This is a genomic window from Parahaliea mediterranea (assembly GCF_017255185.1).
In the GTDB taxonomy this organism is placed as follows: Bacteria; Pseudomonadota; Gammaproteobacteria; order Pseudomonadales; family Halieaceae; genus JAFKCZ01.
In genome coordinates this window covers 1-26,652 of the sequence record NZ_JAFKCZ010000016.1, presented here as the reverse complement: position 1 = coordinate 26,652, position 26,652 = coordinate 1, and the positions used below count along the sequence as shown (strand labels likewise).

21 protein-coding genes are annotated in these 26,652 nt (G+C 67.1%); 3 read left to right on the top strand and 18 right to left on the bottom strand.

The genetic code is table 11. The annotated features are described in order from the left end of the window. Positions 1-42: 42 nt before the first annotated feature. Positions 43-528 carry a glutathione peroxidase gene (locus tag JYP50_RS18260; protein WP_206562001.1) on the top strand — a complete coding sequence of 162 codons (486 nt, stop codon included), beginning with the start codon at positions 43-45 and terminating at the stop codon, positions 526-528. A 45-nt stretch (positions 529-573) separates the two neighbouring features. Here JYP50_RS18260 and JYP50_RS22190 read toward each other — a convergent pair whose 3' ends face one another. The 7 genes from JYP50_RS22190 to malQ form a co-directional block, all read right to left on the bottom strand. Next, on the bottom strand, positions 574-1,632 hold the full coding sequence (locus tag JYP50_RS22190) for a diguanylate cyclase (RefSeq protein ID WP_206562000.1): 1,059 nt from the start codon (positions 1,630-1,632) through the stop codon (positions 574-576). 447 nt (positions 1,633-2,079) lie between these two features. Further along, entirely contained in the window at positions 2,080-3,657 is a 1,578-nt protein-coding gene (locus JYP50_RS18250; protein WP_206561999.1) for a peptide chain release factor 3, read from the bottom strand. Positions 3,658-3,757: 100 nt separating this feature from the next. After that, positions 3,758-5,299 carry a glycogen/starch synthase gene (locus JYP50_RS18245; protein WP_206561998.1) on the bottom strand — a complete coding sequence of 514 codons (1,542 nt, stop codon included), beginning with the start codon at positions 5,297-5,299 and terminating at the stop codon, positions 3,758-3,760. Continuing rightward, positions 5,296-7,797 (bottom strand): glycogen/starch/alpha-glucan phosphorylase, encoded by a 2,502-nt coding sequence (locus tag JYP50_RS18240; protein WP_206561997.1) that lies wholly within the window; start codon positions 7,795-7,797, stop codon positions 5,296-5,298. Before JYP50_RS18240 ends, JYP50_RS18245 begins: the two co-directional genes overlap by 4 nt. Then, positions 7,794-9,926, bottom strand: a complete 2,133-nt coding sequence (gene glgX / locus JYP50_RS18235; protein WP_206561996.1) for a glycogen debranching protein GlgX — start codon at positions 9,924-9,926, stop codon at positions 7,794-7,796. Before glgX ends, JYP50_RS18240 begins: the two co-directional genes overlap by 4 nt. Beyond that, positions 9,923-12,157: a 1,4-alpha-glucan branching protein GlgB gene (gene glgB, locus JYP50_RS18230; protein ID WP_241263301.1), complete on the bottom strand. Its 2,235-nt coding sequence runs from the start codon at positions 12,155-12,157 to the stop codon at positions 9,923-9,925. Before glgB ends, glgX begins: the two co-directional genes overlap by 4 nt. Further along, a complete protein-coding gene (malQ, locus tag JYP50_RS18225) occupies positions 12,154-14,235 on the bottom strand; it encodes a 4-alpha-glucanotransferase (RefSeq protein WP_206561995.1) in 2,082 nt (693 codons plus the stop codon). The genes glgB and malQ overlap by 4 nt, the downstream gene beginning before the upstream one ends. A 137-nt stretch (positions 14,236-14,372) precedes the next feature. Between malQ and JYP50_RS22185 the strand changes: the two genes are divergently transcribed. Next, entirely contained in the window at positions 14,373-15,671 is a 1,299-nt protein-coding gene (locus tag JYP50_RS22185) for an ATP-binding protein (protein ID WP_206561994.1), read from the top strand. Next, positions 15,668-16,195, top strand: a complete 528-nt coding sequence (locus JYP50_RS18215; protein WP_206561993.1) for a response regulator transcription factor — start codon at positions 15,668-15,670, stop codon at positions 16,193-16,195. Before JYP50_RS22185 ends, JYP50_RS18215 begins: the two co-directional genes overlap by 4 nt. Here JYP50_RS18215 and lipB read toward each other — a convergent pair. The 11 genes from lipB to JYP50_RS18160 form a co-directional block, all read right to left on the bottom strand. Beyond that, positions 16,192-16,827, bottom strand: a complete 636-nt coding sequence (gene lipB / locus JYP50_RS18210) for a lipoyl(octanoyl) transferase LipB (protein ID WP_206561992.1) — start codon at positions 16,825-16,827, stop codon at positions 16,192-16,194. The two genes, JYP50_RS18215 and lipB, sit on opposite strands and share 4 nt — an antisense overlap. Continuing rightward, positions 16,827-17,114: an HP0495 family protein gene (locus JYP50_RS18205; RefSeq protein WP_206561991.1), complete on the bottom strand. Its 288-nt coding sequence runs from the start codon at positions 17,112-17,114 to the stop codon at positions 16,827-16,829. The genes lipB and JYP50_RS18205 overlap by 1 nt, the downstream gene beginning before the upstream one ends. Positions 17,115-17,148: 34 nt before the next feature. Further along, positions 17,149-18,312 (bottom strand): D-alanyl-D-alanine carboxypeptidase family protein, encoded by a 1,164-nt coding sequence (locus JYP50_RS18200; RefSeq protein ID WP_206561990.1) that lies wholly within the window; start codon positions 18,310-18,312, stop codon positions 17,149-17,151. Between the two features lie 94 nt (positions 18,313-18,406). Further along, positions 18,407-19,210: a septal ring lytic transglycosylase RlpA family protein gene (locus tag JYP50_RS18195; RefSeq protein WP_206561989.1), complete on the bottom strand. Its 804-nt coding sequence runs from the start codon at positions 19,208-19,210 to the stop codon at positions 18,407-18,409. Further along, positions 19,210-20,193 carry a lytic murein transglycosylase B gene (gene mltB, locus JYP50_RS18190; RefSeq protein ID WP_206561988.1) on the bottom strand — a complete coding sequence of 328 codons (984 nt, stop codon included), beginning with the start codon at positions 20,191-20,193 and terminating at the stop codon, positions 19,210-19,212. The genes JYP50_RS18195 and mltB overlap by 1 nt, the downstream gene beginning before the upstream one ends. Before the next feature lie 23 nt (positions 20,194-20,216). Further along, positions 20,217-21,356 (bottom strand): rod shape-determining protein RodA, encoded by a 1,140-nt coding sequence (rodA, locus tag JYP50_RS18185; RefSeq protein ID WP_206561987.1) that lies wholly within the window; start codon positions 21,354-21,356, stop codon positions 20,217-20,219. Further along, complete coding sequence (gene mrdA / locus JYP50_RS18180; protein WP_206561986.1) at positions 21,356-23,227, bottom strand: penicillin-binding protein 2; 1,872 nt, start codon at positions 23,225-23,227, stop codon at positions 21,356-21,358. Before mrdA ends, rodA begins: the two co-directional genes overlap by 1 nt. A gap of 81 nt (positions 23,228-23,308) precedes the next feature. Further along, the gene (gene rlmH, locus JYP50_RS18175) at positions 23,309-23,779 is read right to left on the bottom strand and encodes a 23S rRNA (pseudouridine(1915)-N(3))-methyltransferase RlmH (protein ID WP_206561985.1); all 471 of its coding nucleotides are present in this window, start codon (positions 23,777-23,779) and stop codon (positions 23,309-23,311) included. Between the two features lie 15 nt (positions 23,780-23,794). After that, a complete protein-coding gene (gene rsfS / locus JYP50_RS18170) occupies positions 23,795-24,133 on the bottom strand; it encodes a ribosome silencing factor (RefSeq protein ID WP_206561984.1) in 339 nt (112 codons plus the stop codon). Positions 24,134-24,138: 5 nt separating this feature from the next. After that, on the bottom strand, positions 24,139-24,822 hold the full coding sequence (gene nadD / locus JYP50_RS18165) for a nicotinate-nucleotide adenylyltransferase (RefSeq protein WP_206561983.1): 684 nt from the start codon (positions 24,820-24,822) through the stop codon (positions 24,139-24,141). An 8-nt stretch (positions 24,823-24,830) separates the two neighbouring features. After that, positions 24,831-26,087, bottom strand: coding sequence for a glutamate-5-semialdehyde dehydrogenase (locus JYP50_RS18160; RefSeq protein ID WP_206561982.1), 1,257 nt, complete (start codon positions 26,085-26,087; stop codon positions 24,831-24,833). Positions 26,088-26,652 lie beyond the last annotated feature (565 nt).

The window sequence follows — 26,652 nt, the reverse complement described above, 5'->3', positions numbered from 1 at the left end:
GTGCCATAATGGCGCCGAGCCAGCCAATAACAAGGGGACCACATGACCGATTCCATCTACGACTTCACCTGCCAGTCACCCACCGGCGAGGCCAGATCGCTGGGTGATTACAGAGGCAAGGTACTGCTGGTGGTAAATACCGCCTCCAAGTGCGGCTTTACCCCCCAGTTCGAAGGCCTGGAGCAGCTGTACCAGAAATACCGCGAGCGCGGCCTGGAGATTCTCGGCTTCCCCTGCAACCAGTTCGGCAAGCAGGACCCCGGCAGCAACGGCGAGATCATGGAGTTCTGCCAGCTCAACTACGGTGTCAGCTTCCCCATGTTCGGCAAGATCGAGGTCAATGGCGACGCCGCCGACCCGCTGTACAAGCACCTCAAAAAAGCGGCCCCCGGCGCCCTTGGCTCCCAGCGCATCAAATGGAATTTCACCAAGTTCCTGGTGGACGGCTCCGGCAAGGTCATCAAGCGCTACGCGCCGATGACCAAGCCGGGGGATATCGAAAAGGATATCGACGCCCTCCTGGGCTGAGTGTCGCCGTGCGCCGCCGCGAACCGGGCGGCGCAGCCCCCCGACTCACGGCTTTACCGTCGCCCCGTCGGACTGCTCGACCATGACGCAATCGCGGCCCCCAGCCTTGGCGCGGTACAGCTGCCGGTCGGCGATTTGCAGGAACTGGTCCGCGTCGAGGTCGCCGCGAGCCGCGGCCACCCCCACACTGACGGTGACCGCCACCCCGGCGGGGTAGTCGCCCGCGGCCACCGCCGCGCGAACCTTCTCCGCCAGGATACGCGCGCCCTCGGCATCGGTGTCGGGGCACAACACCAGGAACTCCTCGCCGCCCCAGCGGCCCACACGGTCGGTGTGGCGGATACCGCGCTGTAAAATACGGGCGATTTCACGCAACACATCGTCGCCCATCAGGTGCCCGTGGACGTCGTTGATCTGCTTGAAGTGATCGACATCCGCCAGCAATACCGCGGTACCGCGCCCGGTCCTGCGCGCCAGCGCCAGCGTGTCGGCAAGCGCCTCGTCGAGCCGCATGCGGTTCCACAAACCGGTCAGGCGATCGATGGCCGCGCTCTCCTTCAGTTGCTGGTAGGCCTCGGTGCGGGATATTTCGTAGTGGCGAAACAGGAACCAGTGGGCGGTCATCACCTCGGCAAAGTTCAACAGCGCCCCCTGGCTGAGGTGCACCTGGTGCCAGTTGGGCTCGACCACCGCCAGGAAGACCATGACAAACGTGAAAAACAGGCCGGTCACCCACGATCCGGCGCGCACCCCCAGCAGGAAAAAGGCGATGGGCGGCAATACCGTAATCCACAGCAGGGAATAGCTCGCCCCCCGGGCCAACCAGGTAAAGCCGGCAAGAACGCCGATCAGGGTGAGCACCGCGGCCCAGCTGGCGCGCCGGAATTGCGCGGTGCGGCGCGTGTAGGCGTAAATACCCAAGGTGCAGGCGAAACCGGCGAAATCGAACAGGGCGATAGCCTCGTCGCCGAACAGGACCAGGTTGAGAGTACCGATGACGCCGAAATACAGCGCCATGATCAAAATAAAGGCGTAGAGCAGCGCCACCTGGCGGTAGCGCGGGTCGTCGACAGTGATGTCCGGGTGGTGGTGGCGCCAGAGCACGGGAGCTTGCCTATCTTTCGAATCGGTGTCGGCTCTGCGCAGAGCAACGCTCAGTATGGGGATTCCCCAAGACGGCACTCAGAACCAGCACAAGTATCCCACACAGTCACTGTGGTCACTATGCAAGCGGCGCGCCGGATCGCTGAAGTGTGACGCGGTTGGCGACCCCGCGCTTGCAGGGCGGCTTTCGGCCACCACCGCGCGCGAATGGCCGACTAAATTCAGCCCTACAGAAAGCCCCATGTAGGGTCGAATTTATTCGACCAAGGCAGCCCACTCTCCCTGTAGGGTCGAATTTATTCGACCAAAAAGCGGCGGAATGAATGACCCGAAAAGAGGGGCCCGCTGTCCGCCCTACAGGGAGGCCCACTCCACACCCTGTAGGGTCGAATTCATTCGACCAAGGCACCCTCGGCACCACACGGCACGGGGCCGCGCCGTGAGGCCTCAGTGCTCGCGGGTGGCGCGGAACTCGATATCCGGCCAGCGCTCCTCCATCAGCGACAGGTTGACCCGGGTGGGCGCCAGATAGGTGAGGTAGCCGCCGCCGTCGATGGAGAGCTGGTCCGCCGCCTTCTTGCGGAACTCTTCCAGCTTGCGCTCGTCGTCACAGTAAACCCAGCGCGCGGTGTACACGTTGACCGGCTCGTACATCGCCTCCACCTTGTACTCGTCCTTGAGCCGGTAGGACACCACGTCGAACTGCAACTGGCCGACGGCGCCCACGATCAGGTCGGTGGATTTGATCGGCGCGAAAACCTGGGTCGAACCCTCCTCGGAGAGCTGTTGCAGGCCCTTTTGCAACTGTTTGGACTTCATCGGGTCCTTGAGGCGAATACGGCGGAACAGCTCCGGGGCGAAATGGGGAATGCCCGTGAACTGCAGCTCCTCGCCCTCGGTGAAGGTATCGCCGATCTGGATGGTGCCGTGGTTGTGCAGGCCGATGATATCGCCAGAGACGGCCCGCTCCACCAGCACCCGTTCGCCGGCCTTGAAGGTCACCGCGTCGGCGATCTTCACATCCTTGGCGATACGCGTATGGCGCATTTTCATGCCTTTGCGGTACTCGCCGGAACACACGCGCAGAAAGGCGATGCGGTCGCGGTGGCGCGGGTCCATATTGGCCTGGATCTTGAACACAAAGCCCGAAAAGCTCTCCTCGCCGGCGCCCACCGGGCGGCTGGTGGCTTCGCGGTCCTGGGGCGGCGGGGCCCACTGTACAAAGTCGTCGAGCATCTCCCGCACGCCGAAGTTGCCCAGCGCGGTGCCGAAGAACACCGGGCTCAGCTTGCCGGCGAGAAAAGCCTCGAGGTCGAAGGTATGGCTGGCGCCGCGCACCAGTTCGATCTCGTCCACGAAATCCTCGTAGTCCTCCCCCAGCAGCTCGCGGGCGGCCTCGGAGTCCAGTCCCGCGATGCGCTTGTCCTCGGGCAGCACGCTGCCCTGCCCCGGGGTGTACTGGTGGATCACGTCGGTGTAGAGGTTGTAGACCCCCTTGAACAGGCTGCCCATGCCGATCGGCCAGTTGATCGGCGCGCCCTGGATCGCCAGCACTTCCTCGATCTCGTCCAGCAGCTCGATGGGGTCGCGAATATCCCGGTCCATCTTGTTGACGAAGCTGAAGATCGGCGTGTCCCGCAGGCGGCACACGTTCATCAGCTTGATGGTGCGATCCTCCACCCCCTTGGCGCCATCGATCACCATCAGCGCGGAGTCCACCGCGGTCAGCGTGCGGTAGGTATCCTCGGAGAAATCCTCGTGACCGGGCGTGTCGAGCAGGTTCACGGTGCGTTCGCGGTAGGGAAACTGCATCACCGAGGAGGTCACCGAGATGCCCCGCTCCTGCTCCATGCTCATCCAGTCGGAAGTGGCGTGGGGGCCTTTCTTGCCCTTGACGCTGCCCGCCACCTGGATCGCCTGGCCGAGCAGCAGCAGTTTCTCGGTAATCGTTGTCTTACCGGCGTCCGGGTGGGAGATGATCGCGAAGGTGCGGCGACTGCTGATGTCCTTGCTGAGCTCTGACATGGATCCTGCCGGGGTGAAAAAGCGCGGATTATACGCCTTATGGCGGCCGGGCGCAGCGGCGGCCGCGCCGGGCGCGACGGTCCGCCCCGGGGGCGGGCCTTCACGCCCCGCGATAGAGCCGTTCCTGGTACTGCCGGGCCACCTCCTCCCAGGGAAAGCGCGCCGCCGCGGCGCGGCGACACAAGGCGGCCCAATCCCGCGGCCGCGCGTGCAGCGCGAGAGCGTCCCGCAAACGGCCCAGCATCGCGTCCGCCTGGGCCCCGGGCCCGTCGCCACCGAAACGGAACCCGGTCTCGCCGTCGACCACCGTGTCCACCAGCCCGCCAACAGCGTGCACCAGGCAGGGCTGCCCGGCGCGCATCGCCAGCATCTGGCTGATGCCGCAGGGCTCGAAACTGCTGGGCATCAGGAACAGGTCGCCGCCGGTGTAAAGGAGCTCCGCCAGGGTTTCCGAGTACCCCCCAAGAAACAGCAGGTTACCGCGTTCACCGGCGCAGCGGGTCAGCAGGCGCTCCAACGCCGGCTCGCCACTGCCGAGCACCACCAGCAACCGCTCCTCGCCCAGCGTGTCCAGCACATGCTCCAGGGCGGGGCGCCCGTCCGCCATCGGCCGCGCGAGCAGACTGAGTTTCTGCGCGGTCATGCGGCCCACCGACGTCGCGACCAGGGCCGGGCGCGCGCATCCGGCGCGCTCCCAGTCGTCCAGCCGCCGCAGGCCCAGCAGGTCGCAGGAACGCACCTGATCCGACCGCCCCAGCCAGCACATCAGCTCGGGACGGATGATACCGGGCCACGCCTCGAAGGGCGGCGCCGGCGCCGGCGCCGGGTACTCGCAGCCATTGAGAATGCCTTCGAGCCGGCCCTCCCGGTCCGCCGCCTGCAAATCCACCTCCAGGCCGGCGCCACCGCCGCCCTCCTCGCCGTGGCGGAGTATCTCCCGGGCGTAGGTGGGCGACACCGCGTGCACCTTGTGGCACAGATTGATGCCGGCGCGCATGAGGTTGACACAGTCCGGATAGCGGGGGTCCGCCACCATTCCCCGCGGCACGGTGAGGCCGGGAAACCAGCTGTACAGGGCCGACTCGTCGCCGGCAAAGGGCCTGATGCCCTGCAGGGCGAGGTTGTGGATACTGAAAACCCGACGGGTGTCGGCGAGCGCGGCGGCGGCGCGGTCGCCGTGCAGCAACAGCGCCACCAGGGCGGTGTGCCAGTCGTGCAGGTGAATGACGTCCGGTCGCGGCAGCTGCTGCGCGACCAGGGCGTGAACCACCGCGCTGCAAAACAGCGCGAAACGCGACGCATCGGTGGCGAACGGGCGCCCTGGCGGGTCGTCGCAGTAGATAGCGCCGCACGCCGCGAACAGGGGGTGTTCCAATACCCAGAACCGGACAGCAGCGGCCGCCCGCGGTGGCAGGCGATAGACCCCGACGTGTTCCAGCCGACCGCGGAAGGGCAGGGCCACGGTGGCCACCCGCTCCGCCCCCGGCAGCCGGGAGAAGCGCTGGTAACCGGGGGTGACCACCGCAACCTCGTGGCCCAGGGCCGCCAGCGCGCGGGGGACATCGCGCAGCACATCGCCCATGCCACCGACCTTGCCGCCGGGCAGGGCGCCGTTCTCCACCGCCACCATCAACAGCTTCACGGGGCGGCGCCGCCAACCGCCGGACCGACACCGGGGGAATGGGCACTCACCGGTAGCGCCCGGGTGCGCCAGATCTCATCGCGGTACTGGGCAATGGTCCGGTCACTGGAGAATCGGCCGCTGAAGGCGGTGTTGAGGACGCTCATCCGTCCCCACGCGCGCCGGTCGGCGAAGCTCGCATCGACACGGCGCTGCGCGTCCACGTAACTGCGAAAATCCGCGGCGGTCATCCACGGATCGCCGGGGGCTCGCAAGGCCGCGCACACCGGCTCGAAAATCCCGCCCTCCAGCAGGTTGAAGTGGCCACACTCCAGCAGGTTTACCACCCGCGCGAGGTCCTCGTCGCCGGCGATAATGGCCGAGGGATCACAGGATTGCCGGGCCGCCTCCACCTCGGTGGCGGTGAGGCCAAAGAGAAAGAAATTGTCCTCGCCCACCGCCTCGCGGATCTCGATATTGGCGCCATCCAGGGTGCCGATAGTCACCGCGCCGTTCATCATGAATTTCATGTTGCCGGTTCCCGAGGCCTCCTTGCCCGCGGTGGAAATCTGCTCCGAGAGGTCGGTGCCCGGGCAAATCACCTCCATGGTCGAGACCCGGTAATCGGGTACGAAGGCAATGCGCAGCCAATCCCGCATGCGGGGATCGCGGTTCACCACGGTGGCCACGTTGTTCACCAGCTTGATGATGCGCTTGGCCATGGCGTAACCCGGCGCCGCCTTGCCGCCAATCAACACGCAGCGCGGGTGCAGGCCGTCGGTGTCGCCACGCTGGACGCGGTCGTACACGTGAATGACGTGCAGCACATTCAACAGTTGCCGCTTGTACTCGTGGATGCGCTTGACCTGGACATCGAACATCATGTCGAGATCAAAACGAATGCCGCATTCCCGCTCCACCAGCTCGGCCAGGTCGCGTTTGTTGTCGCGCTTGACCGCCAGGAAGCGTTCGGTAAAAGCGGCGTCCCCGGCGCGGGGCGCCAGCGCCGCCAGCTGCTCGAGATTCCCGATCCAGGCGTTGCCGACCGTGTCGCTCAGCAGGGCCTTGAGCCGCGGGTTACAGTGCGCCAGCCAACGCCGCGGAGTCACGCCATTGGTTTTATTGTTGAATTTCTCCGGACTGAACGCGTGAAAATCCCTGAACAGGCCCTGCTTCAACAATTGCGTGTGCAGCGCGGCAACGCCGTTGACCGAGTGGCTGCCGACGATGCCCAGGTAGGCCATGCGCACCACCGGTTCGGGCGCCTCCTGAATGAGCGACATGCGCGCCTGGCGCTCGATGTCGCCGGGCCAGCGATCCGCGACCTCGCCCAGAAAGCGGGCGTTGATCTCGTAGATGATATCCAGCAGCCGCGGCAGCAATTCGCCGAACAGGCTGACCGACCACACCTCCAGCGCTTCCGGCAGCAGTGTGTGGTTGGTGTAGGCCATGGTGCCGGTGGTGATGGCCCAGGCCCGGTCCCAGTCCAGCCCGTGGAGATCCATCAGCAGCCGCATCAGTTCGGGGACCGCCACCGTGGGATGGGTGTCGTTGAGCTGGAACGCATTGTGGGCCGCGAACTCGCTGAAATCATTCCCGCGGCGCGCAATCCACTGCTGCAACACGTCCTGCAGGCTGGCCGAGGCCAGGAAGTACTGCTGGCGCAGGCGCAACTCCTTGCCCGCTTCGCTGGCGTCGTTCGGATACAGCACCATGGTGATCTGTTCCGCCTGGTTCTTGGCCGCCACCGCGTCGGTATAACTTCCGGCATTGAATTCCTCGAGGTCGAATTCGTCGGTGGCCTCCGCCTTCCACAGGCGCAGCGTATTGACCGTACCGTTGCGATAACCGGGCACCGGGATATCGTAGGGGATGGCGAGCACATCGTGGGTATCCACCCAGCGCGCGCGCTGGGAACCGTCGGACTCGCGGTAGAATTCCGTGCGGCCGCCAAACAGCACCCGGCGCGTAAACTCCGGGCACTCGATCTCCCAGGGGTTGCCGTGTCGCAGCCAGCGATCCGGGAACTCCACCTGGTAGCCGTTCTCGATGCGCTGGTGGAACATGCCGTATTCGTAGCGGATGCCGTAGCCGGTGACAGGCAGCGACATGGTGGCGCAACTGTCGAGAAAACAGGCCGCCAGCCGGCCCAGGCCGCCATTGCCCAAACCGGCATCCAGTTCCTCGTCCTCCACCGCCTCCAGGTCGCAGGCCCAGGCTTGCAGGGCCTCCCGGACCCCGGGCTGGATGTCGAGGTTGAGCAGTGCGTTGTTGAGGCTGCGCCCCATCAGGAATTCCAGCGACAGGTAGTTGACCGCCTTGACCGGCTCGCGCTGGTAGCGCTCCCGGGTAACGCGCCACTGGGCCACCAGCCGGTCCCGCACGGTCAGCACCAATGCCTGGTAGAGGTAGTGGTGGGAGCAGCCGGCGTCGTCCCGCCCCAGGGTCAGGGCGTAGTGCCGTTGCAGGTCATCGCCAATGCCGGATTGCGGTCGCGCCGCCAACTTCTCTGCGTTCATAGGGGGGTCACTCTCTCGTCGTTGCCGCTGACCAGCGTCGGCGCCAGGCCCGCGGTCAGGATCTGCACCGAGACCGGCTCCAGGTGGATGTGGTCGCCGCAGGGGATGGGGCTGGCCGTTGCCAGCGCGGCCGGGGCGGCGGTATCGGCATACAACCACCAATGCCCGACCGGGACCGCGGGCAAAACAAAGCGCCGCGCCCGCTCATCGACATTGAACAACACCAGTAGGAAGCGGGAACCCGGGTGGCCGGCGTCGGCGCTCTCGGTGAGCAGGTAACCGAGTACCCGCTTGTCGGGCTCGTGCCAGTGCCTGTCGCGCATGGGCCGCCCCTCGCTGTTGAGCCACTGGATACTGTCGTCGGTCGGGTCGTTCGGCTGGTGGCGGTACACGCTGGGTTGCAGCACCGGGAACTGGTGGCGCAGGGCCAGCAACCTGCGGGTAAAGGCGATCAGGGCCCGGGCCTCGCCGTCCAGACCGGGCCAGTCGACCCAGTTCAGCCGGTTGTCCTGGCAGTAGGCGTTGTTGTTGCCCTGCTGGCTCCGCCCCAGTTCGTCGCCGGCCAGCAGCATCGGCACCCCCTGGGACACGCACAGCGTGGCGAGGAAGTTGCGCTGCATGCGCCAGCGCCGGGCCTCGATCGCGGGGTCGGCGGAAGGGCCTTCCACACCCTGGTTGGCGCTCAGGTTTTCACTGTGCCCGTCCTCGTTGTTTTCGCCGTTGGCCTCGTTGTGGCGGTGGGCGTAGCTCACCAGGTCGCGCAGGGTAAAGCCGTCGTGGCTGGTCACGAAATTGATGCTGGCGGAGGGGCGGCGACCGGCGTGTTCGAAGATATCCCCCGAGCCGTGCAGGCGCCGGGCCAGCTCCGGGAGTTGACCCGGCTCGCCCCGCCAGAAGCGGCGGATCGTATCCCGGTAGCGGTCGTTCCACTCGCTCCAGCCCGCGGGAAAGTGTCCCAGTTGATAGCCCCCGGGGCCGACGTCCCAGGGTTCCGCGATCAGCTTGCGGGTGGACAGCAGCGGGTCCTGGGCCAGCACCTGGAAAAAAGCCGCGCCGTTGTCAAAGCCCTGTTCCCGGCGGCCCAGCACGGTGGCCAGGTCAAAGCGAAAGCCGTCGACCCCCATGGTTCCGGCCCAGTAGCGCAGGCTGTCGGTCACCAGTTGCATCACCCGCGGATGGGCGATATTGAGGGTATTGCCACAGCCGGTGTCGTTCACGTAGAAGCGGCGGTCGCCGGGCAGCAGCTGGTAGTAGGACAGGTTGTCGATGCCCCGGAGGCTGAGGGTGGGACCGAGGTGATTGCCCTCGCAGCTGTGGTTGTACACCACGTCGAGGATCACCTCCAGGCCGGCGTCGTGGAAGCGCGCCACCATGTCGCGGAAGGCCTCCGGTCCGGCACCGCCGAGGTAGGCGGGATGGGGGGCGAAGAAAGCCAGCGTGTTATAGCCCCAGTAGTTGCGGAGCCCGCGCAGGTGGAGCGCGTGTTCGTCGATAAAGGCGTGCACCGGCAACAGTTCCACGCTGGTGACGCCCAGGGCCTTCAGGTAGTCGATCACCGCCGGCTGGGCCAGGCCGCCAAAAGTGCCCCGCAGCGCCGCGGGCACTTCGGGGTTCTGCCGGGTGAAACCGCGCACGTGCGCCTCGTAGATCACCGTTTTGTGCCAGGGCACGACGGGGAGTGGTGCCCGGTCGCGGCGCTCGAAGGCGGCCTGGATCACGGCGCGCGGAACGTGGTCGGCATTGTCGCGGGTATCGAAGCCCAGGTCCTGGTCCGGGTGGTCGTGTTGGAAACCGAAATTGGCGTCGTGCCAGCGGTACTGCCCCCGCAGGGCCCTGGCGTAGGGGTCGAGCAGCAGTTTGTGGGGATTGAAACGGTGGCCGGCACGGGGCTCGTAGGGCCCGTGCACGCGGTAGCCGTAGCAGTAGCCCTCCCCCAGGTCCTCGACATAGCCGTGCCAGATATCGTGGGTCCTCTCCGGCAGCGGCAACCGCGCCAGTTCCTCCCGGCCGTCGGGGGCGTATACGCACAACTCGACAGCCTCGGCGTGGGCCGAGAACAGCGCGAAGTTGGTACCGGCGCCATCGTGGGTCGCTCCCAGCGCGGTCGCATTGCCAGCGGTGATTTTCACAAGGCCTCCCCGCCCGGGCGGTGAACCAGTATCAACGTGGCCAGCGGCGGCACCGTGATCGCCAGGGAGCAGGGCTGCCCATCCGCCCCGCGGTCGTCGGCCATCGCCCCACCGAGGTTGCCCTGGCCACTGCCCCCGTATTCACTGGCGTCGGTATTCAGGCATTCGGCGTACCAGCCGGCGCGGGGCGCGCCCACCCGGTAGCCGTGATGCACCCGCGGGGTGAAGTTCGCCACCACCACGACCGGGGGGGCGCCCTCCCCGCCCAGACGCAACCAGGCGAACAGCGACATCCCCCGCCGGTCGGGTTGCAGCCAGGTGAAGCCCCCGGGCTCGCAGTCCCGGCGATACAGGGCCGCAAGGTCGCGGTAGACCCGGTTCAGATCGCGCACCAACTGCTGCACGCCGCGGTGGGTGCCCTGGGCAAGCAGCTCCCAGTCCAGTTCCCGGTCGTGGTTCCATTCCCTGCGCTGGGCGATTTCACCGCCCATAAACAGCAGTTTCTTGCCCGGATAGGCCCACATGAAACCCAGGTAGGCACGCAGGTTGGCGAACTGCCGCCAGTCGTCGCCGGGCATCTTTTCCAGCAGCGAGTGTTTGCCGTGCACCACCTCGTCGTGGCTGAGGGGCAGAATGAAATTCTCGTCCCAGGCGTAGAGAATGCCGAAGGTCATTTCCTCGTGGTGGTAACTGCGGTGCACCGGGTCTCTCGCCATATAGCGCAGGGAATCGTTCATCCAACCCATGTTCCACTTGAAGCCGAAACCCAGGCCTCCGGCATCCACTGGCCGGGACACCCCGGACCAGGCAGTGGACTCCTCGGCCACCATCAGGATACCCGGGTGGCGCGCGTACATGCGCCGATTGACCTCGCGCAGCAGGGTGATGGCCGCCAGATTTTCCCGGCCACCGTGCGGGTTGGGTATCCACTCCCCCTGCCGGCGGCTGTAGTCCAGGTATAGCATTGAAGCCACGGCGTCCACCCGCAGGCCGTCAATATGAAACTCCTCCAGCCAGTAGTTGGCGTTGCTAAGCAGGTAGCTGATGACCTCTCCCCGACCATAATTGTAGATCAGCGTATTCCAGTCCGGGTGGAGGCCCTGGCGCGGGTCCTCGTGCTCGTACAGCGCGGTGCCGTCAAAACGGCCCAGGCCATGGTCGTCCGCGGGAAAGTGACCGGGCACCCAGTCCAGCAGGACACCGATACCGCTGACGTGACAGCGGTCGACAAAGGTGCGCAATTCGTCGGGCGCGCCAAAACGGATCGATGGCGCATACAGGCCCAGGGGCTGGTAGCCCCATGAACCGTCGAAGGGGTATTCGCTCAGCGGCAGCAGCTGGATGTGGGTAAAACCCTGCTCCACGACGTAGGGGATCAGTTCGTCGGCCAGTTCCAGGTAGCTCAGGTAGCGGTTGCCCTCGGTAACCCGCCGCCGCCAGGAAGCGGCGTGGACCTCGTAGATACTGATCGCCTCCGCCACCGCGCGCGCGGCCGCGCGCCGCTCCAGCCACGCCCCGTCTCGCCAGTTGAAGTTGCCCGCGCCCGGCACGCGACAGGCGGTCTGCGGCGGGTGCTGCATGGAGCGCGCGAAGGGATCGGCCTTCAGTGGCAGCACGACGCCGGCGGCGTCGACAAGCTCGTACTTGTACAGGGACAGCTCCGCCACCTGCGGTATAAACAGCTCCCAGACGCCACTGGCCGGGTGTCGGCGCATGACGTGCCGCCGGCCGTCCCAGCCGTTGAAGTCCCCCACGACAGAGACCCGCCGCGCATTGGGCGCCCAGACCGCGAACAGCACCCCCGCCACGCCGTCCACCGTGCGCTGGTTGGCGCCGAGATAGCGCCAGGCCGTTTCCTCCGAACCCTCGGCAAAATAGTAAAAGTCCCCGTCGCTCAGGCAGGGCGGAAAGCGGTAGGGGTCCTCCAGCAGCCACTGCCGCTCCCCCCAGTGCGCCTGCAAGCGGTAAACAAGGTCTCGGGGGCACTGCGCCAAAGTGCATTCGTACAGGCCGGCGGGATGGAGCTGGCACATGGCCCGCGCGGATCCGTCGCCATCCCCGGGGAGCAGCGCGATGGCGGTGGCGCCGGGCAGGAAGGCGCGCACCACCAGGTCCCGCCCCCGCGGTTGGGGCCCGAGGACGGAAAACGGGTCTCCGTGCCGGCCTTGCACCAGCGCCTCCACCGTTTCCCGCGACAGGGTGGCGCTGCCTGCCCCGGCCCGCCGGTTCAAGATTTGCGCTCCCGGTCCACCGCCGCGAGCAGATCGCGGACCTGGGGGTCGGCCAGCAGTGATCGCGTATCGGCGCCCTGTTTGCGACGCCAGTTGGGATACTCGCGCCAGGTGCCCGGAATATTCACCGGCTCGCGCAGCAGCTGCAGGTCCTCGAGCTGCAACAGCAACAGCCGCGACCGGCCCCGGGCGCAGGCTTGGTGGATGGCCCGGCACAGCGCCATGTCGAACACCCGGTCGGGGTCGAGGGACTCCGACGGCTCCGCCCACACCCCGCTGTGTACCAACCAGTCCAGCAGCCGCGTCTTTTCCTCCCGGCGCCGCGCCCGCGCCGCTTCCAACACCTCCGGGCATGCGATCAGGCCCAGCTCGAAGCGACGCCGCAGATCGCTTCCCGACCACCAGTCGGCCAGGGTCGGCACATCGTGATTGGTCACCATCAGCAGCGTGTCAGGCACCTGCTCCCATGGCAGGCGCTGGCGACCGTCCAGGTGGGTGTCAAAATACAGCAGGCGATTGCCGTAAATATGGCTCTCGCGCATCCGTCGGCGAAAGCCCTCCGGCACCACCCCCAGGTCCTCTCCGATCACCAGGCACCCGCTGCGCTGGCTTTCCAGCCGCAGCAGGGCCAGCAGTTCCTCCCGCGGATAGTACACATACAGACCCGAGCGCGGCCCCTGCGCGGATTCCGGCAAGCACCACCAGAGCCGCTCCAGCGCCATTGCATGGTCGATGCGCAGCGCGCCGGCAGCCGCCATGTTGCTGCGCAGCAGCTCGATAAAGTGACCGAAGCGCTGGCGGCGCATCGCCAGCGGGCTCATGGCCGGAAACCCCCAATCCTGGCCCAGGGGCCCCAGCGGATCCGGCGGCGCGCCAACCGTGACACCGGGCAGGAACAGGCCGCGAAACTGAGCGACCTCGCTGCCCGGGCGCACCGCGCCCACCGCGAGGTCACGCATCAGGCCGATGCGCATGCCCGCGTCCAAGGCCTGCTGGTGACACCGGGCCAGCTGCGCCTGCGCCTGCCATTGCAGGTAGCCGAAAAACCGGGGACAGTCACGAAACCGACGGGCATAGGGATTGTGCGCCATTTCGTGGGCGACAAAGTGCTCGAGCGCCGCCCCCCGGGTATCGACAAAGGCCCTGAACTCGTCGGCGCGCGCACTGCCGCCATCCAGGTGACACTCGAGAAAATGGGCGAACAGTGCCTCGTAGAGTTCGTATTTGAGTGTATTGACGCCGTGGTAGTCCACGCGCGCGGCATCGTGCAGCGCGCGCCGCCGCGCGACGCGCGCCGCGGTCAACAGCGCCGCGCCGCCGCACTCCTGCCAGTCGGGCATGCACTCCGGGTCCAGGTAAACCGGGTTGAGGAAACGCCGGTCGGAGGGACTGTAGGGACTCGCGGCATCGGGGCTGTCACTGCATGGGGCGTGCAGCGGATTGAGTCCCACCAGGTCGGCGCCCAGCCCCGCCAGTTGATTCACCAGCTCCGTGAGGTCGGTGAAGTCCCCCACCCCCCAATTGCGCGCCGAACGCAGCGTGTACAATTGGCAGGTAGCACCCCAGAAGCGATCCTCGCCGGGCATGTCGTGGGCCCGGGAGGGGCAGGCGATGACCTGCGCGCGGATGTCCCCCTCCCCGTCATGCAGGCAAAGTTGGTGGTAACCCGGCGGCAATTGTCCCAGCGCGAGCCGGTGCGCCGCGTAGCGCCGATCCCCGATGCGGTACTCCCCCACTTCCGGCAGTTGCCCGGGCCGGCAACGTCCCGAGCGCCGCGCGCCGCCCTCTAACTGCAGTACCCAGTCAAAGTCCCGCTGCCCCTGCCCGGGAGGAAGCTGCAGGGCAACATGCGCCGCCTCGGCCTCCACGATATAGCATGGCCGCAGCACATCGCGCCAGGGTTCCGCGTCGAGCTCGGCGATCGCGCGATCGACCGCCTCCGGGTCCCCCGCGTCGTAGCCCATTGCCCGCAGCGCCCGCAAGCGGTCCTCCCGGGAAACGGCCTGCCGCTGCCCGTCGTAACCGAGGAAATCCGCGGAAATGCCAGACAGGTACAAAAGCTTTTCGAGTGCGTCCATGTATGGGAAGTGTAGACAGAAGCGGGCAACTGGCCGCGAAGATTTCGCCCCGGGGGAATGACTCGCCGCGCGGCGCATGACCCGGGTGTGACACATTGTCGCGGGGCAGCGCCCGCCACTGGCGGTATACTGGGCCGGTGAATACCGCTTCCTCCATTCAGTCACCCGCGTTCACGCCATCGGTGGCCAACCTGCGCAGCCTGTTGGCCATCCGCGCCATCGCCCTGCTCGGCCAGGCGGGTGTGCTGGCCTACGTACTGCTGGCCAGCCGCACCACCCAGAGCATGGCTGGCCTGGCGGCGAGCCTGGTGCTGCTGGCCCTGGTGACGGCCGCCAGCCTGTGGCGCACCACCCGCCCGCGCCCGGTGTCCCACGCCGAGTTCCTGGCACAGCTGCTGGTGGACGTACTGGGCTGGACGGCGCTGATGTACTTCTCCGGCGGCGCCGACAATCCTTTCGTGTCCTATTACATTGTGCCGGTGGTGGTGGCGGCGGCGGTGCTGCCCTGGCGCCACACCTGGCTGATCGCCGGCGCCTCGGTGCTGGCCTACAGCCTGCTGCTGTACATTCGCCAGCCCTTCCCCCTGTTCTCCCCCCACGCCGGCGGCATGCACGGCGACAGCGGCGGCGTGCACCGGCTGGGCATGTGGTTCAACTTCCTGTTCAGCGTTGGGCTCATCACCTATTTCGTGGTGCGCATGGCCGCGGAGCTGCGCCGCCAGGAGACTCGCGAGGCGGCGCTGCGCGAGGAGCGCCTGCGCAACGACCAGATTATGGCGGTGGCCAGCCTGGCCGCCGGCACCGCCCACGAGCTGGGCACGCCGCTGTCCACCATGACCGTGGTGGTCGAGGAAATGCGGCAGGACCCCGCACTGGGCGAGGAACAGCGCCGGGACTGCGAGCTGCTGCAGAGCCAGCTCGGGCAGTGCCGCGACATCCTGGCGGACCTCAGCCAGACCGCCGAGGCCAGCGCCGCGGGCCGGCGCCAGCAGCGCCCGGTAGGTGAATTCCTGGAAGCGACGGTGCAGCACTGGGCAGCGCGGCGGCCCCGGGTCTCCTGCACCACGCAGTGGCCACGCGAGGCGCGGCAGCCGGCCATCGCCTTCGACCAGACCCTGCCCCAGGCGCTGGAAAACCTGCTGAACAACGCCGCCGACACCGGCAGCGAGCACATCCAGGTGCAACTGGACTGGGACCGGCGGCAGGCCCGCATCGCGGTGCGCGACCGCGGGCCGGGAGTGCCGGAAGCGGTGCGCCGGCAACTGCGCGCGCCCGCCGCTGGCGACAACGGCGGCGGCCTGGGTATCGGCCTGATCCTGAGTCGCGCCACGGTGGAACGCCACGGCGGCGAGCTGCGCCTGGAGGCGGCCCCCGGCGGCGGCACGGTGGCCACCGTCACCCTGCCACTGGCGAGGACCGGGAGCGATAATCGATGAACAGTGCGAATCGCATCCTGCTGGTGGACGACGACGCGGTGTTCTGCGGCGTGCTCGCCCGGGGTTTCCAGCGCCGCGGCTTCGACACCCGGGAGTGCCACAACGGGCTGGAAGCGGTGCGGGCCTGCGCGGACTTTCGGCCCAGTCACATCCTGCTGGACTTGAACATGCCCGAGCTGTCGGGCCTGGCGGCGCTGCCGCAACTGCTGGCGGCCGCGCCGCGGGCGCGCCTGGTGGTACTGACCGGCTACTCCTCCATCGCCACCGCAGTGGAGGCGATCAAGGCCGGCGCCACCCAATACCTGTGCAAGCCGGCGACGGTGGAGGACATCCTGCGCGCCTTCAGCGGCGAGGCCCCGGAAGCGGAAGCGCGGCAACCCACCTCGCTGGACCGGCTGGAGTGGGAACACATCCAGCGGGTATTGAACGAAAACGAGGGCAACATCTCCGCCACCGCCCGCGCCCTGGGCATGCACCGGCGCACCCTGCAGCGCAAGCTGCAAAAGCGGCCGGTCAGGCGCTAGTTCTCCCTTCGGGCCAATTCCAGCTCGGTGGCCAGGGCGGCCAGCAGGGCGTCTCCGACCGCGTCCATGTCCAGCTCGCGCCCCGGCAGGCAGCGCGCCATGGAAGTGATCTGCAGGCCCGCGTAGCCACAGGGGTTGATGCGATTGAAAGGCTCCAGGTCCATGTCGACGTTGAGGGACAGGCCGTGGTAACTGCAGCCGCGGCGCACCCGCAGCCCCAGGGAGGCGATCTTGTCCGCTCCCACATAGACACCGGGGGCCTCGGCCTTGGGCGCGGCCGCGATGCCGTAGTCCGCCAGCAGGCGCACAATGCCGCGCTCGATCACGTCCACCAGGGCGCGCACACCGATGCCCAGCCGGCGGATATCCACCAGCGGGTACAGCACCCACTGGCCGGGGCCGTGATAGGTCACCTGTCCGCCGCGATCCACCTGCACCACCGGAATATCTCCCGGGGCCAGCACATGCTCCGCCTTGCCCGCCTGGCCCTGGGTGAACACCCGCGGATGTTGCAGCAGCCAGAGTTCATCCGGGGTATCCGGCCCGCGCTGGTCGGTGAAGGCCTTCATCGCCTCGAATGTGGCGAGGTAATCGACCTCGGCGCCCAGGCGCTTGAATTCCAGCGGCGGCATCAGATGACCATCTGCACCTGGCCGGTGGCCATCAGCTCCTCGTGCAGGGCCTTGAGCTGCTCCGGCCCGGTGGCGATGATGGTGATGGTGAGCGAGATAAAGGTCCCCTTGCTGGAGGCCTTGGCGACAATGGTCTCGCTGTCGAAGCCCGGCGCGTGGCGCTCGAACACCTCGATCACCACGGTTTCGAAATCCGCCTGCTGGCGTCCCAGCACCTTGATCGGGTACTCGCAGGGAAACTCGATCTTGGGCGGTTCCTGTTCTGTTCCCTCTATCCTATCTGTCATAGTGACCTCCTTTCGCCCGCGTCGCGGCCGGCATTTACCCGGCGCTGAACAGGGAGCTGATCCACATCAGCACCATGTCCCAGAGCCGGGCGAAGAAGCCGCCGGACTCCACCGACTGCAGCGCCACCACCGGGGACTGGAACACCGGCTCGCCATCCAGGGTCAGGCGCACGGTGCCGACCTCGTCGCCGCGGGAGAGCGGCGCCTCCAGCGGCTGGCGCAACTCCAGCTCGGTGCTGAGCTGGTCGCGCTTGCCCCGCGGCAGGGTGGCCACCGCCCCGTCCAGCAGACCCACGGCCACGTAGTCCTCGGCGCCTTTCCAGATGCGGGGTTTCTCCAGTTCCTGCCCGGCGTCGAACAGGTTCACGGTTTCATAGAAGCGGAAACCGTAATTGAGCAGGCTGCGCGACTCGTTCTTGCGCGAATTCGGGCTCGCGGTCCCCATCACCACCGAAATTAGCCGCATGTCGCGGCGCTTGGCCGAGGCCACCAGGCAGTAGCCGGCGGCATCGGTGTGGCCGGTCTTGAGCCCGTCCACACTGGGGTCTTCCGCCATCAGCGTGTTGCGGTTGTACTGCTTGATGCCGTTGTAGGTGAAGTCCCGCTCCTTGTAGAGGGCGTAGTGAGTGGGATAATCCTCGATCATCGCCCGCGCGAGAATGGCCAGGTCGCGGGCGGTGGTGACGTGATCGGCGTCCTGCAGGCCGTGGGAGTTCACGAAATACGAGTTCCTCATGCCCAGGGCTTCCGCGTTGCTGTTCATCAGCTCGGCAAAGGCGGCCTCGCTACCCGCGATGTGCTCGGCCACAGCGACCGTGGCGTCGTTGCCGGAGGACACGATGATGCCGCGCTCGAGGTCCTCGATGGTGACGTCCTTGCCCGGCTCGATCCACATCAGCGACGAACCCGCGAACACGGGGTTCTGGGACCAGGCGTTTTCGCTGACCACCACCTTGTCGTCGCGCTTGACGCGGCCGGCCTCGATCTCGCCGGCCAGCACGTAGGCGGTCATCATCTTGGTCAGGCTGGCGGGCGGCAGCGGCACATCGGCATTGTGCTCCACCAGTACCGCACCGCTATCGGCATCCATGAGGATGTAGGACTCCGCCGCCACCTGCGGCGGCGACGGCACAACGGTGGCCGCCCCGGCGCCGAGGGTGGAACAGAGCAGAAAAATAAAGAGTGTAAAGCGCTTCATAGAGCTCAAAACCTTGTCGCTTGCTTGAATCGTAAAGTATTGGCGGGCCGTAAAAAAACAGCCCGCGTCACAGACCTCGCCGCGGACGGCGACCTCAGGGCAGCAGCTGGCCGGCGCCGTAACCGCCGGCCTGCAATTCCCGCTGCAGGGCCAGCAGGGCCTCGTTGTTGTCCAGCGGACCCACGCGCACCCGGTACAACTGCTTGCCGCCGTCGTTCACCGGCGCCACGAACACCGGCGCGTCAATGCGCCCGGCCAGTTCCCGACGCAGGCGCCGGGCCGAATCCTCCGAACCGAAGGCCCCCAGCTGCAGGTAGCGATAGCTGCCCAGCGGGGTATCGCGGCGATCGTCCACGCCGACCACCTCGAGCACCTCGACCTCCACCGGGGCGGTGCCCTGTGCCATGTAGCCGAGTTTGACCGCGGCGCCGTAAGAAAGGTCAATCAATCGGTCCGAATGAAACGGACCGCGATCGTTGACCCGCACAATCACGCTGCGCCCGTTGTCGAGGTTGGTAACCCGGGCGTAGCAGGGAATGGGCAGTGTCTTGTGGGCGGCGGTGGCGGCATAGAGGTCGAAGATTTCACCGTTCGAGGTTTTCCTGCCGTCGAACTTGGTGCCGTACCAGGAGGCGATACCGCGCTCGCGATAGCCGCTGTGATCGGCCAGCACCTCGTAGGTCACACCGTTGACGGTGTAGGGGCTCTTGTTGCCCTGGGCGAGGATGGGGTCGGGACGCGGGACCGCGTCGACCACGTCCCCGGGGGCGATGCTTCCCCTTGGCGCGCCATCGACCACATCGGGCGGCGCCGGACCCGGACCCGGGTCGCGGGTCGTGGTACAGCCCGCGCCCACCAGCGCGGCGATCAACAGCGCCCCCGCGAGGCGCGGCGCCATCACCCTCGCCCTCCCGCCAGGCGCTGGCTGAGCTGGTACACGCTCATGGCGTACATGGCGCTGTGGTTGTAACGGGTGATGACGTAGAAATTGTGCAGTCCCAACCAGTATTCGAAGCCCTCGTCACCGTCGAACTTCATCGCGGTCACCGCCACCGCCGGGTCCAGCGCCATCGCCGGTTGCAGGCCCGCCTCCAGATATTCGCCGGCGGCGCGCGCGGGCTTGAGCCCGCTGTTGAACCAGTCGTCGGGCACCTCGCCGCCCAGGGTGGCGGCGGTCACCACCTGCTCACCGGGCCGCCAGCCGTGGCGCTTGAAGTAATTGGCCACGCTGCCAATGGCGTCCTCGGGGTTGTTCCAGATATCGGTGAAACCGTCGCCATCGAAATCCACCGCGTAGCTGCGGTAGCTGCTGGGCATGAACTGGCCGTACCCCATGGCCCCGGCATAGGAGCCCTTCATGGCCAGCGGGTCCAGGCCCTGGTCGCGGGTGAGCAGCAGGTAATTTTTCAGCTCCTTGGTGAAAAAGGCCGAGCGGCGCGGATAATCGAAAGCCAGGGTGGACAGGGCGTCGATCACCCGGTAGCTGCCGGTGATACGGCCGTAGAAAGTCTCCACGCCGATAATGGCCACGATGATTTCCGCCGGCACCCCGGTTTCGGCCTCGGCGCGGGCGAGGGTTTCGCGGTGCGCGGCGAAAAACTCCCGCCCCTCGCGCTCGCGTTTCTCGGTGAGGAATATTTGGCGGTACTCGTGCCAGGGCTTGGTCTTCTCCGCCGGCCGGGCGATCGCCTCGAGGATGCTCTCCTGGCGCTCGGCGTTGGCGAACACCGCCTCCAGGTTGCCCCGGTCGAAGCCCTGCTCGGTCACCAGCTCCTCGATGAGAGCCCGTGCAGAGGGATTGTCGCCGTAGTTGTCGGCGGCGCAGGCCATGATGGGCCAGCAAACCATTGCCGCCATCGCCAGGAACAGGTGTCGTGCCATTGAAGCTCCTCCGGAAAATCGGGTCAACGGGCCACCATGCGCTGCTCGGTGCTCACCGCCATCAGCAGGCCGAAGCCGGCCAGCAGGCTGACCACAGAGGTCCCGCCCGCGCTCACCAGGGGCAGCGGTACACCCACCACCGGCAGCAAGCCAGCGACCATGCCCATGTTAACAAAGATGTATACGAAAAACGTCAGCGTCAGGCTGCCCGCCATCAGCCGCCCATAGGTGCTGCGGGCGTGCAGGCCGATCCAGAAGCCGCGCAGCAGCAACAGCAGGTACAGGCCCGCCAGCATGATCACGCCGCGCAGGCCCCACTCCTCGGCCAGTACCGCTATAATGAAGTCGGTGTGGCTCTCGGGCAGGAAATCCAGCTGCGACTGGGTCCCCTTCATCCAGCCCTTGCCGTCCCAGCCACCGGAACCGATGGCGGTCTTGGACTGGATAATGTTCCAACCGGCCCCCAGCTTGTCGCTCTCGGGACTGAGCAGGGTGAGAATGCGCTGTTTCTGGTAGTCCTTGAGGCCGTACATCCACACCGGCCAGGCGGAGGCGCAGGCCAGCACCACGGCGCTGACGATGTAGCGCCAGCCCAGGCCCGCCATGAACACCACGAACAGTCCGCTGGCGGCAATCAGCAGCGCGGTGCCGAGGTCGGGCTGAATCAGGATCAGCGCCGCGGGCAGGGCGATAATGGCCAGGCAGGCCATGATGTACTTGAAACGCGGCGGCAGGGTGCGGTCCGCCAGGTACCAGGCCACGGTCATCGGCACCACCAGCTTCATCAGCTCCGAGGGCTGGAAACGGAAGCCCCCCAGCGACAGCCAGCGCTGCGCGCCCTTGGCCCCCACGCCGGCGACATCCACCGCCACCAGCAGGCCGATGCCGCCGAGGTAGAACCAGGGGCCCCAGCGCTGGAAGCGCTGCAGGCTGATCTGCGCGGCCACGATCATCACCATGAACCCCACCAGGAAAAAGCGCCCCTGGCGAATCACCGCCCCCATGTCCTGGCCGGAGGCGCTGTACAACACCACCAGGCCGAAGGTAGTCAGTGTCAGCAACAAGCCCAGCAGCGGCAGGTCCAGGTGCAGGCGCTGGGCGGTGCCGGTGGGCCGCGCCAGGTCGGCGGAGTGCCCCGGCAACTGGCGTACATAATCCCCCATCAGCCGGCCTCCCCCGTCGCCGCCACTGCCGCGATCTCCTCGCCCAGCAGCCAGGTGTCGATAACCCGACGCGCGATGGGATAGGCCGCGCTGCTGCCACCGCCGTTTTCCACGATCACCGCCACCGCGATGGTGGGATCCTCGTAGGGGGCGAAGGCAATGAACAGGCCGTGGTTGCGATGCCGCTCAGCCACTTCCTCCTCGCGATAGATTTCCCCCTGGGCGATACCGATCACCTGCGCGGTGCCGGTCTTGCCCGCCATCTCGTACTCGATGCCCTTGGCGATCCTGCGCGCCGAACCACGCTTGCCGTGCACCACCTCGCGCATCGCCGCCTGCACCACCTGCCAGTGATCCGCGGTGGCCGCGACCGGCGCCAGCTCCGGTGCCGGCACCGCCTCTCCGTCGACGGACTTCACCAGCCGCGGTGAAAAGTGCCGACCCTCGGAGGCCAGGGCCGTCACCGCCACCGCCAATTGCACCGGCGTGGCCAGCATGTAGCCCTGGCCGATGCCCGCGCTGAGGGTTTCGCCCGGGTACCAGGCCTGGTTCATATTGTCTCGCTTCCAGCGGGTGGAGGGCAGCACCCCCCGCCGCTCGTTGGTGGTGTCGATGCCGGTGCGCTCGCCCAGGCCGAAGGGGTGCAGGTATTCGTACATGCCGTCGATGGTGAGACGCCGCGCCAGGTCGTAGAAGTACACGTCACAGGACTCCTCCACCGCCATTTCCAAATCCACCCGCGGGGCGTGACCGGTGCCGCGAATCTTGAGGATCCAGTCGCGGTAGCGGCGGGAGTCCCCCGGCAGGCGGTACCAGCCGGGATCGGGCACCGTGTACTCGGGAGTCACCAGGCCGGATTCCAGGCCCGCCAGGGCCATCAGCGGCTTGATGGTCGACCCCGGGGGGTACTGCCCCTGCACCGCGCGGTTGAACAGCGGCACGTCGGGGGAGTCGCGCAGCGCCCCGTAATCCGCCGAACTGATGCCGTTGACGAACAGGTTGGTATCGAAGCCGGGCGTGGAGACCAGCGCCAGCACCCCGCCGCTCTTCGGGTCCATGGCCACCACCGCGCCGCGCTGCTCGCCCAGGGCCTCGTGGGCGGTGCGCTGCAGGGCGATATCCAGGTGCAGGGTCAGGTCGGCCCCCGGTGTCGGGTCGTAGCGCTCCAGCACCCGCAGTACCCGGCCGTGGGCATTGGTTTCCACGTTCTGGTAGCCCACATCGCCGTGCAGGGTGTCCTCGTAGAACTTCTCCACCCCCACCTTGCCGACGTGGAAGGTGCCGCGGTAGTCCGAGGCGTCCAGTTCGAAGGCCTCGCGCTCGTTGATGCGCCCGACGTAGCCGACGGCGTGGGAAAACAGGGCGCCGTGGGGATAGTGCCGCAACAACTGGGCGTCGACCGTCACCCCCGGCAGGCGATGGCGATTCACCGCCAGGATCGCGCGCTCGGCCTCGGTGAGACGGAAACGCAGGGGCACCGGCTCGTAGGGGCGACGCCGCGCCTTTTTGTCGTAGAAATTTTCCAGGTCCGACTCAGAGATGGGGACCAGTTTGCGCAGCTCATCGAGGGTGTGCTCGAGATCCGGGCTCCGCTCCACCACCACCGACAGCAGGTGACTGGGGCGGTTGTCGGCCAGCAACACACCGTTGCGGTCGTAGATCAGGCCGCGCTTGGGCGGCAGCGGCTGCAACTGCACCCGGTTGCGCTCGGACTGGGTGCGGTAGGTTTCGTACTCGGTAATCTGCAGCGCGTAGTAGCGCGCCAGGATCACCGCCATCAGGCCGAGCACGATAAAAATCGCGGTAACCGTGCGCGCACTGTAGATCCGGGCTTCCCGATGCGGATCCTTGAGGGCGATGTGTTGCGGCATTCAGCGGTGTTTTCCGGGAAGTCTGCGAACCAGGGTTGCCGCGAAACAGCGCGGCGGGCGCGGGTTGTTGACGGCGACTATCTAGTCGCGATGATAAGGGTGGTTGACGGTGATTGTCCAAGCCCGATAGAGCTGTTCCGCCAAAACAATGCGCACCAGCGGGTGCGGCAGGGTCAGGGGGCTCAGGGACCAGCGCCGCTCGGCCCGCGCCAGGCAGTCGCCGGACAGGCCGTCCGGCCCGCCGATCAGCAAGCTGAAGTTGTCGCCGGACATCTGCCAGTCGTCGAGTTGCCGCGCCAGTTCCGGGGTGGTCCAGGGTCGTCCCGCCACATCCAGGGCAATCACCCGGTCGCCCACGGGGATGGCCTTGAGGATCTGCTCCCCCTCGGCCCGGCGCAGGGCCTCGGGCTTGCTGTCCTTGCCCCGGCGGGCCAGCGGAATCTCGCGCCAGGCGAGTTTGAACTCGCGGGGCAGGCGCCGGCCGTATTCATCGACGCCGGCGTTCACCCAGCCAGGCATCTTGCCGCCCACGCAGATGACGGTGAGGCGCATCAGGAAGGGCTCACGCTACTGTTGCTCGACCTCCGGTTTCACCCAAAGGCGCTCGAGGTCGTAGAAATCCCGGGTGGCGGGCAGCATCACATGCACCACCACGTCACCGAAATCCACCAGCACCCACTCACCGGCGTCCTCCCCCTCCACGCCGAGCGGGCGTACCCCCTGCTTCTTGGCCTCCATGCACACGTTGTCGGCCAGGGACTTCACGTGGCGGTTGGAGGTGCCGCTGGCGATGACCAGGTAGTCCATGACATCGGTGAGGCCAGTGACATCGAGGGTGACCGCGTTCACGGCCTTGAGGTCGTCCAGTGCGTCGTTAACGATCTGTTTGAGTTGTTCAGCTTGCATCCAGCTTATCCAGTGGTATTTCCGGTGTTGTCATGGGCGGGACTCCCGCGTCGATAAAGGTGGTGACTCTCAATATAGTCCAGGACCGGCTCCGGCAGCAGGAAGCGCGCCGAGCGCCCGGCCGCCAGCAGCGCGCGGATCTCGGTGGAGGAGATATCCAGCGGGCGCAGCTCCGCCACCAGCACCCGCCCGGCGGGACTCGCGGCGAGCGCCGCGCCGTCCCGGGCGCGGTGTTCGCGCAGCCAGCGGGCCACGTCCCCCTCCGCTGGCAGTTGCCAGCCGGGGCGGGCGATCACCACCAGGTGGGCGTGATCGAGCAACGCCCGCCAGCGGTGCCAACTGTCCAGCGCCGCCACCGCGTCGAAACCCACCACCAGGCAGAGACTGCGCCCGGGGCCCAGCTCCGCGCGCAGCTCGGCCAGGGAATCCACGCTGTAGGAGGCGCCGGCGCGCCGCAGTTCGCGCCGGTCGCAGCGCAGCCGCGGCTCGTCGCGCACCGCCAGCTCCACCATGCGCGCGCGGTCCTCCGCGCTGCAATCCGGCGCCTCCCGGTGCGGCGGCCGCGCGCAGGGCATCAGGTTCAGGTAGTCGAGCCCCAGCAGCTCCACCAGCTCCACCGCCGAACGCAGGTGGCCGAGGTGGACCGGGTTGAAGGTTCCGCCGAACACCCCGACGGGGCCGGACGCCACAGCCGGGGTCAAGAGCGGACCTGCCCCTCGCCCAGCACCACGTATTTCTGCGATGTCAGGCCTTCCAGGCCCACCGGGCCGCGGGCGTGCAGCTTGTCGGTGGAAATGCCGATCTCGGCGCCCAGGCCGTACTCGAAACCGTCGGCGAAGCGGGTCGAGGCATTGATCATTACCGAGCTGGAATCCACTTCCCGCAGGAAGCGCATGGCGCGGCCGTGATCGCGGGTGACAATGCTGTCGGTGTGGTGCGAACCGTAGCGGTTGATGTGGGCAATGGCCGGCTCCAGGCCGTCCACCACCTTCACCGCCAGCACTGGCGCCAGGTACTCCTCGTACCAGTCCTGTTCACTGGCGACGGCGACACCCGACAGCACCCGCCGGGTGCGCTCGCAACCCCGCAGCTCCACCCCGGCGTCGGCGTAGGCCACCGCCAGCCGCGGCAGCACCGCCGCGGCCTCGGCGGCGGACACCAGCAGGGTCTCCATGGTGTTGCAGGTACCGTAGCGATGGGTCTTGGCGTTGACGGCGATGTCGAGGGCCATGTCGAGGTCGGCGCCCTCATCGATATACACGTGGCATACGCCGTCGAGGTGCTTGATCACCGGCACCCGGGCGTCGCGACTGATACGCTCGATCAGGCCCTTGCCGCCCCGGGGTACGATGACGTCGACGAACTCGGGCATGGCAATCAACTGCCCCACGGCCGCCCGGTCGGCGGTCTCGAGCACCTGCACCGCGGCCTCCGGCAGGCCGGCGCCGCGCAGGCCCTCGGCCAGGCAGGCGGCGATGGCGCAGTTGGAAGACAGCGCCTCGGAGCCGCCGCGGAGAATGGTGGCATTGCCGGACTTGAGGCACAGGCTGGCGGCCTCGACGGTGACGTTGGGCCGGGACTCGTAGATGATGCCGATCACCCCCAGGGGCACACGCATTTTGCCCACGCAAATGCCGCTGGGCATGGTGTTCATGTCGCTGATACTGCCGACCGGATCGGGCAGCGCAGCAACCTGCGCCAGGCCCTCGAGCATGGCGTCGATGCGCGCCGGAGTGAGTTCGAGCCGGTCGAGCAGCGGCGCATCCAGGTCGTTGTCGCGCCCGCGCGCCATGTCCCGCGCATTGGCCTCGGCCAGTGCCTCCCGCGCTCCGTCGAGGGCGTCCCGGGCGGCCAGCAGGGCGGCGTTGCGCGCGGCGGTGGACGAGGCAGCGACTTTCGCCGAGGCCTCCCGGGCCGCGCGGCCAACGCTCTGCATGTACTGCTCTATGTCCATCTCATCCGGTCTTGGGCATTTAAAGGGCGGGCATTATACCTGATAAGGTGGGGGAATGCGGTAGGTTGGTGGGGGCCTGGATTTGGTCATTTGGCGGCGTTGGAGGCGTCGGCCTGGCGATCGCGGCCTCATACCGGGGCAAAGGGGCAGCTTCTGCTCCGCTTTTGTTGAATCCTTTCTGGGAGGCAACCTTTTGGCCGCTACGTCGGGCCCCACCGCAAGGGATACGATATGCTGTTTCGCCATGCGGAGCATGCAGTATAGGATCCAAACCATGTTGTTGGTGCGCTTCACTTAGAGGCGGCCTGCGTAGAAGCGGCCTGCGTAGAAGCGGCCTGCGTAGAAGCGGCCTGCGTAGAAGCGGCCTGCGTAGAAGCGGCCTGCGTAGAAGCGGCCTGCGGCCGCTGCGTCGTGCCCCGGCAGGCGGTGCCTCTTTTGTTCCGCTCCGGGGAGCATGCGGCGCGTCTGCCTCCTTACTTCTTAATGTGGCGAGTTGCTCCTAACTTCGAATGGCCTGATTGCCGGGCATGGCTTTAGGGCTTCGTAACCTCGGTAGTCCGCTGGA

Bases quoted from the DNA above. Each gene is read 5' to 3' on its own strand.
- JYP50_RS18195 (WP_206561989.1), bottom strand. From the start codon at position 19,210: ATGGCGCCGCGCCTCGCGGGGGCGCTGTTGATCGCCGCGCTGGTGGGC.
- JYP50_RS18260 (WP_206562001.1), top strand. From the start codon at position 43: ATGACCGATTCCATCTACGACTTCACCTGCCAGTCACCCACCGGCGAG.
- mrdA (WP_206561986.1), bottom strand. From the start codon at position 23,227: ATGCCGCAACACATCGCCCTCAAGGATCCGCATCGGGAAGCCCGGATC.
- rlmH (WP_206561985.1), bottom strand. From the start codon at position 23,779: ATGCGCCTCACCGTCATCTGCGTGGGCGGCAAGATGCCTGGCTGGGTG.
- JYP50_RS18160 (WP_206561982.1), bottom strand. From the start codon at position 26,087: ATGGACATAGAGCAGTACATGCAGAGCGTTGGCCGCGCGGCCCGGGAG.
- JYP50_RS18250 (WP_206561999.1), bottom strand. From the start codon at position 3,657: ATGTCAGAGCTCAGCAAGGACATCAGCAGTCGCCGCACCTTCGCGATC.
- rsfS (WP_206561984.1), bottom strand. From the start codon at position 24,133: ATGCAAGCTGAACAACTCAAACAGATCGTTAACGACGCACTGGACGAC.
- JYP50_RS18205 (WP_206561991.1), bottom strand. From the start codon at position 17,114: ATGACAGATAGGATAGAGGGAACAGAACAGGAACCGCCCAAGATCGAG.
- JYP50_RS18240 (WP_206561997.1), bottom strand. From the start codon at position 7,797: ATGAACGCAGAGAAGTTGGCGGCGCGACCGCAATCCGGCATTGGCGAT.
- mltB (WP_206561988.1), bottom strand. From the start codon at position 20,193: ATGGCACGACACCTGTTCCTGGCGATGGCGGCAATGGTTTGCTGGCCC.
- rodA (WP_206561987.1), bottom strand. From the start codon at position 21,356: ATGGGGGATTATGTACGCCAGTTGCCGGGGCACTCCGCCGACCTGGCG.
- JYP50_RS18200 (WP_206561990.1), bottom strand. From the start codon at position 18,312: ATGAAGCGCTTTACACTCTTTATTTTTCTGCTCTGTTCCACCCTCGGC.
- JYP50_RS18215 (WP_206561993.1), top strand. From the start codon at position 15,668: ATGAACAGTGCGAATCGCATCCTGCTGGTGGACGACGACGCGGTGTTC.
- malQ (WP_206561995.1), bottom strand. From the start codon at position 14,235: ATGGACGCACTCGAAAAGCTTTTGTACCTGTCTGGCATTTCCGCGGAT.
- lipB (WP_206561992.1), bottom strand. From the start codon at position 16,827: ATGCCGCCGCTGGAATTCAAGCGCCTGGGCGCCGAGGTCGATTACCTC.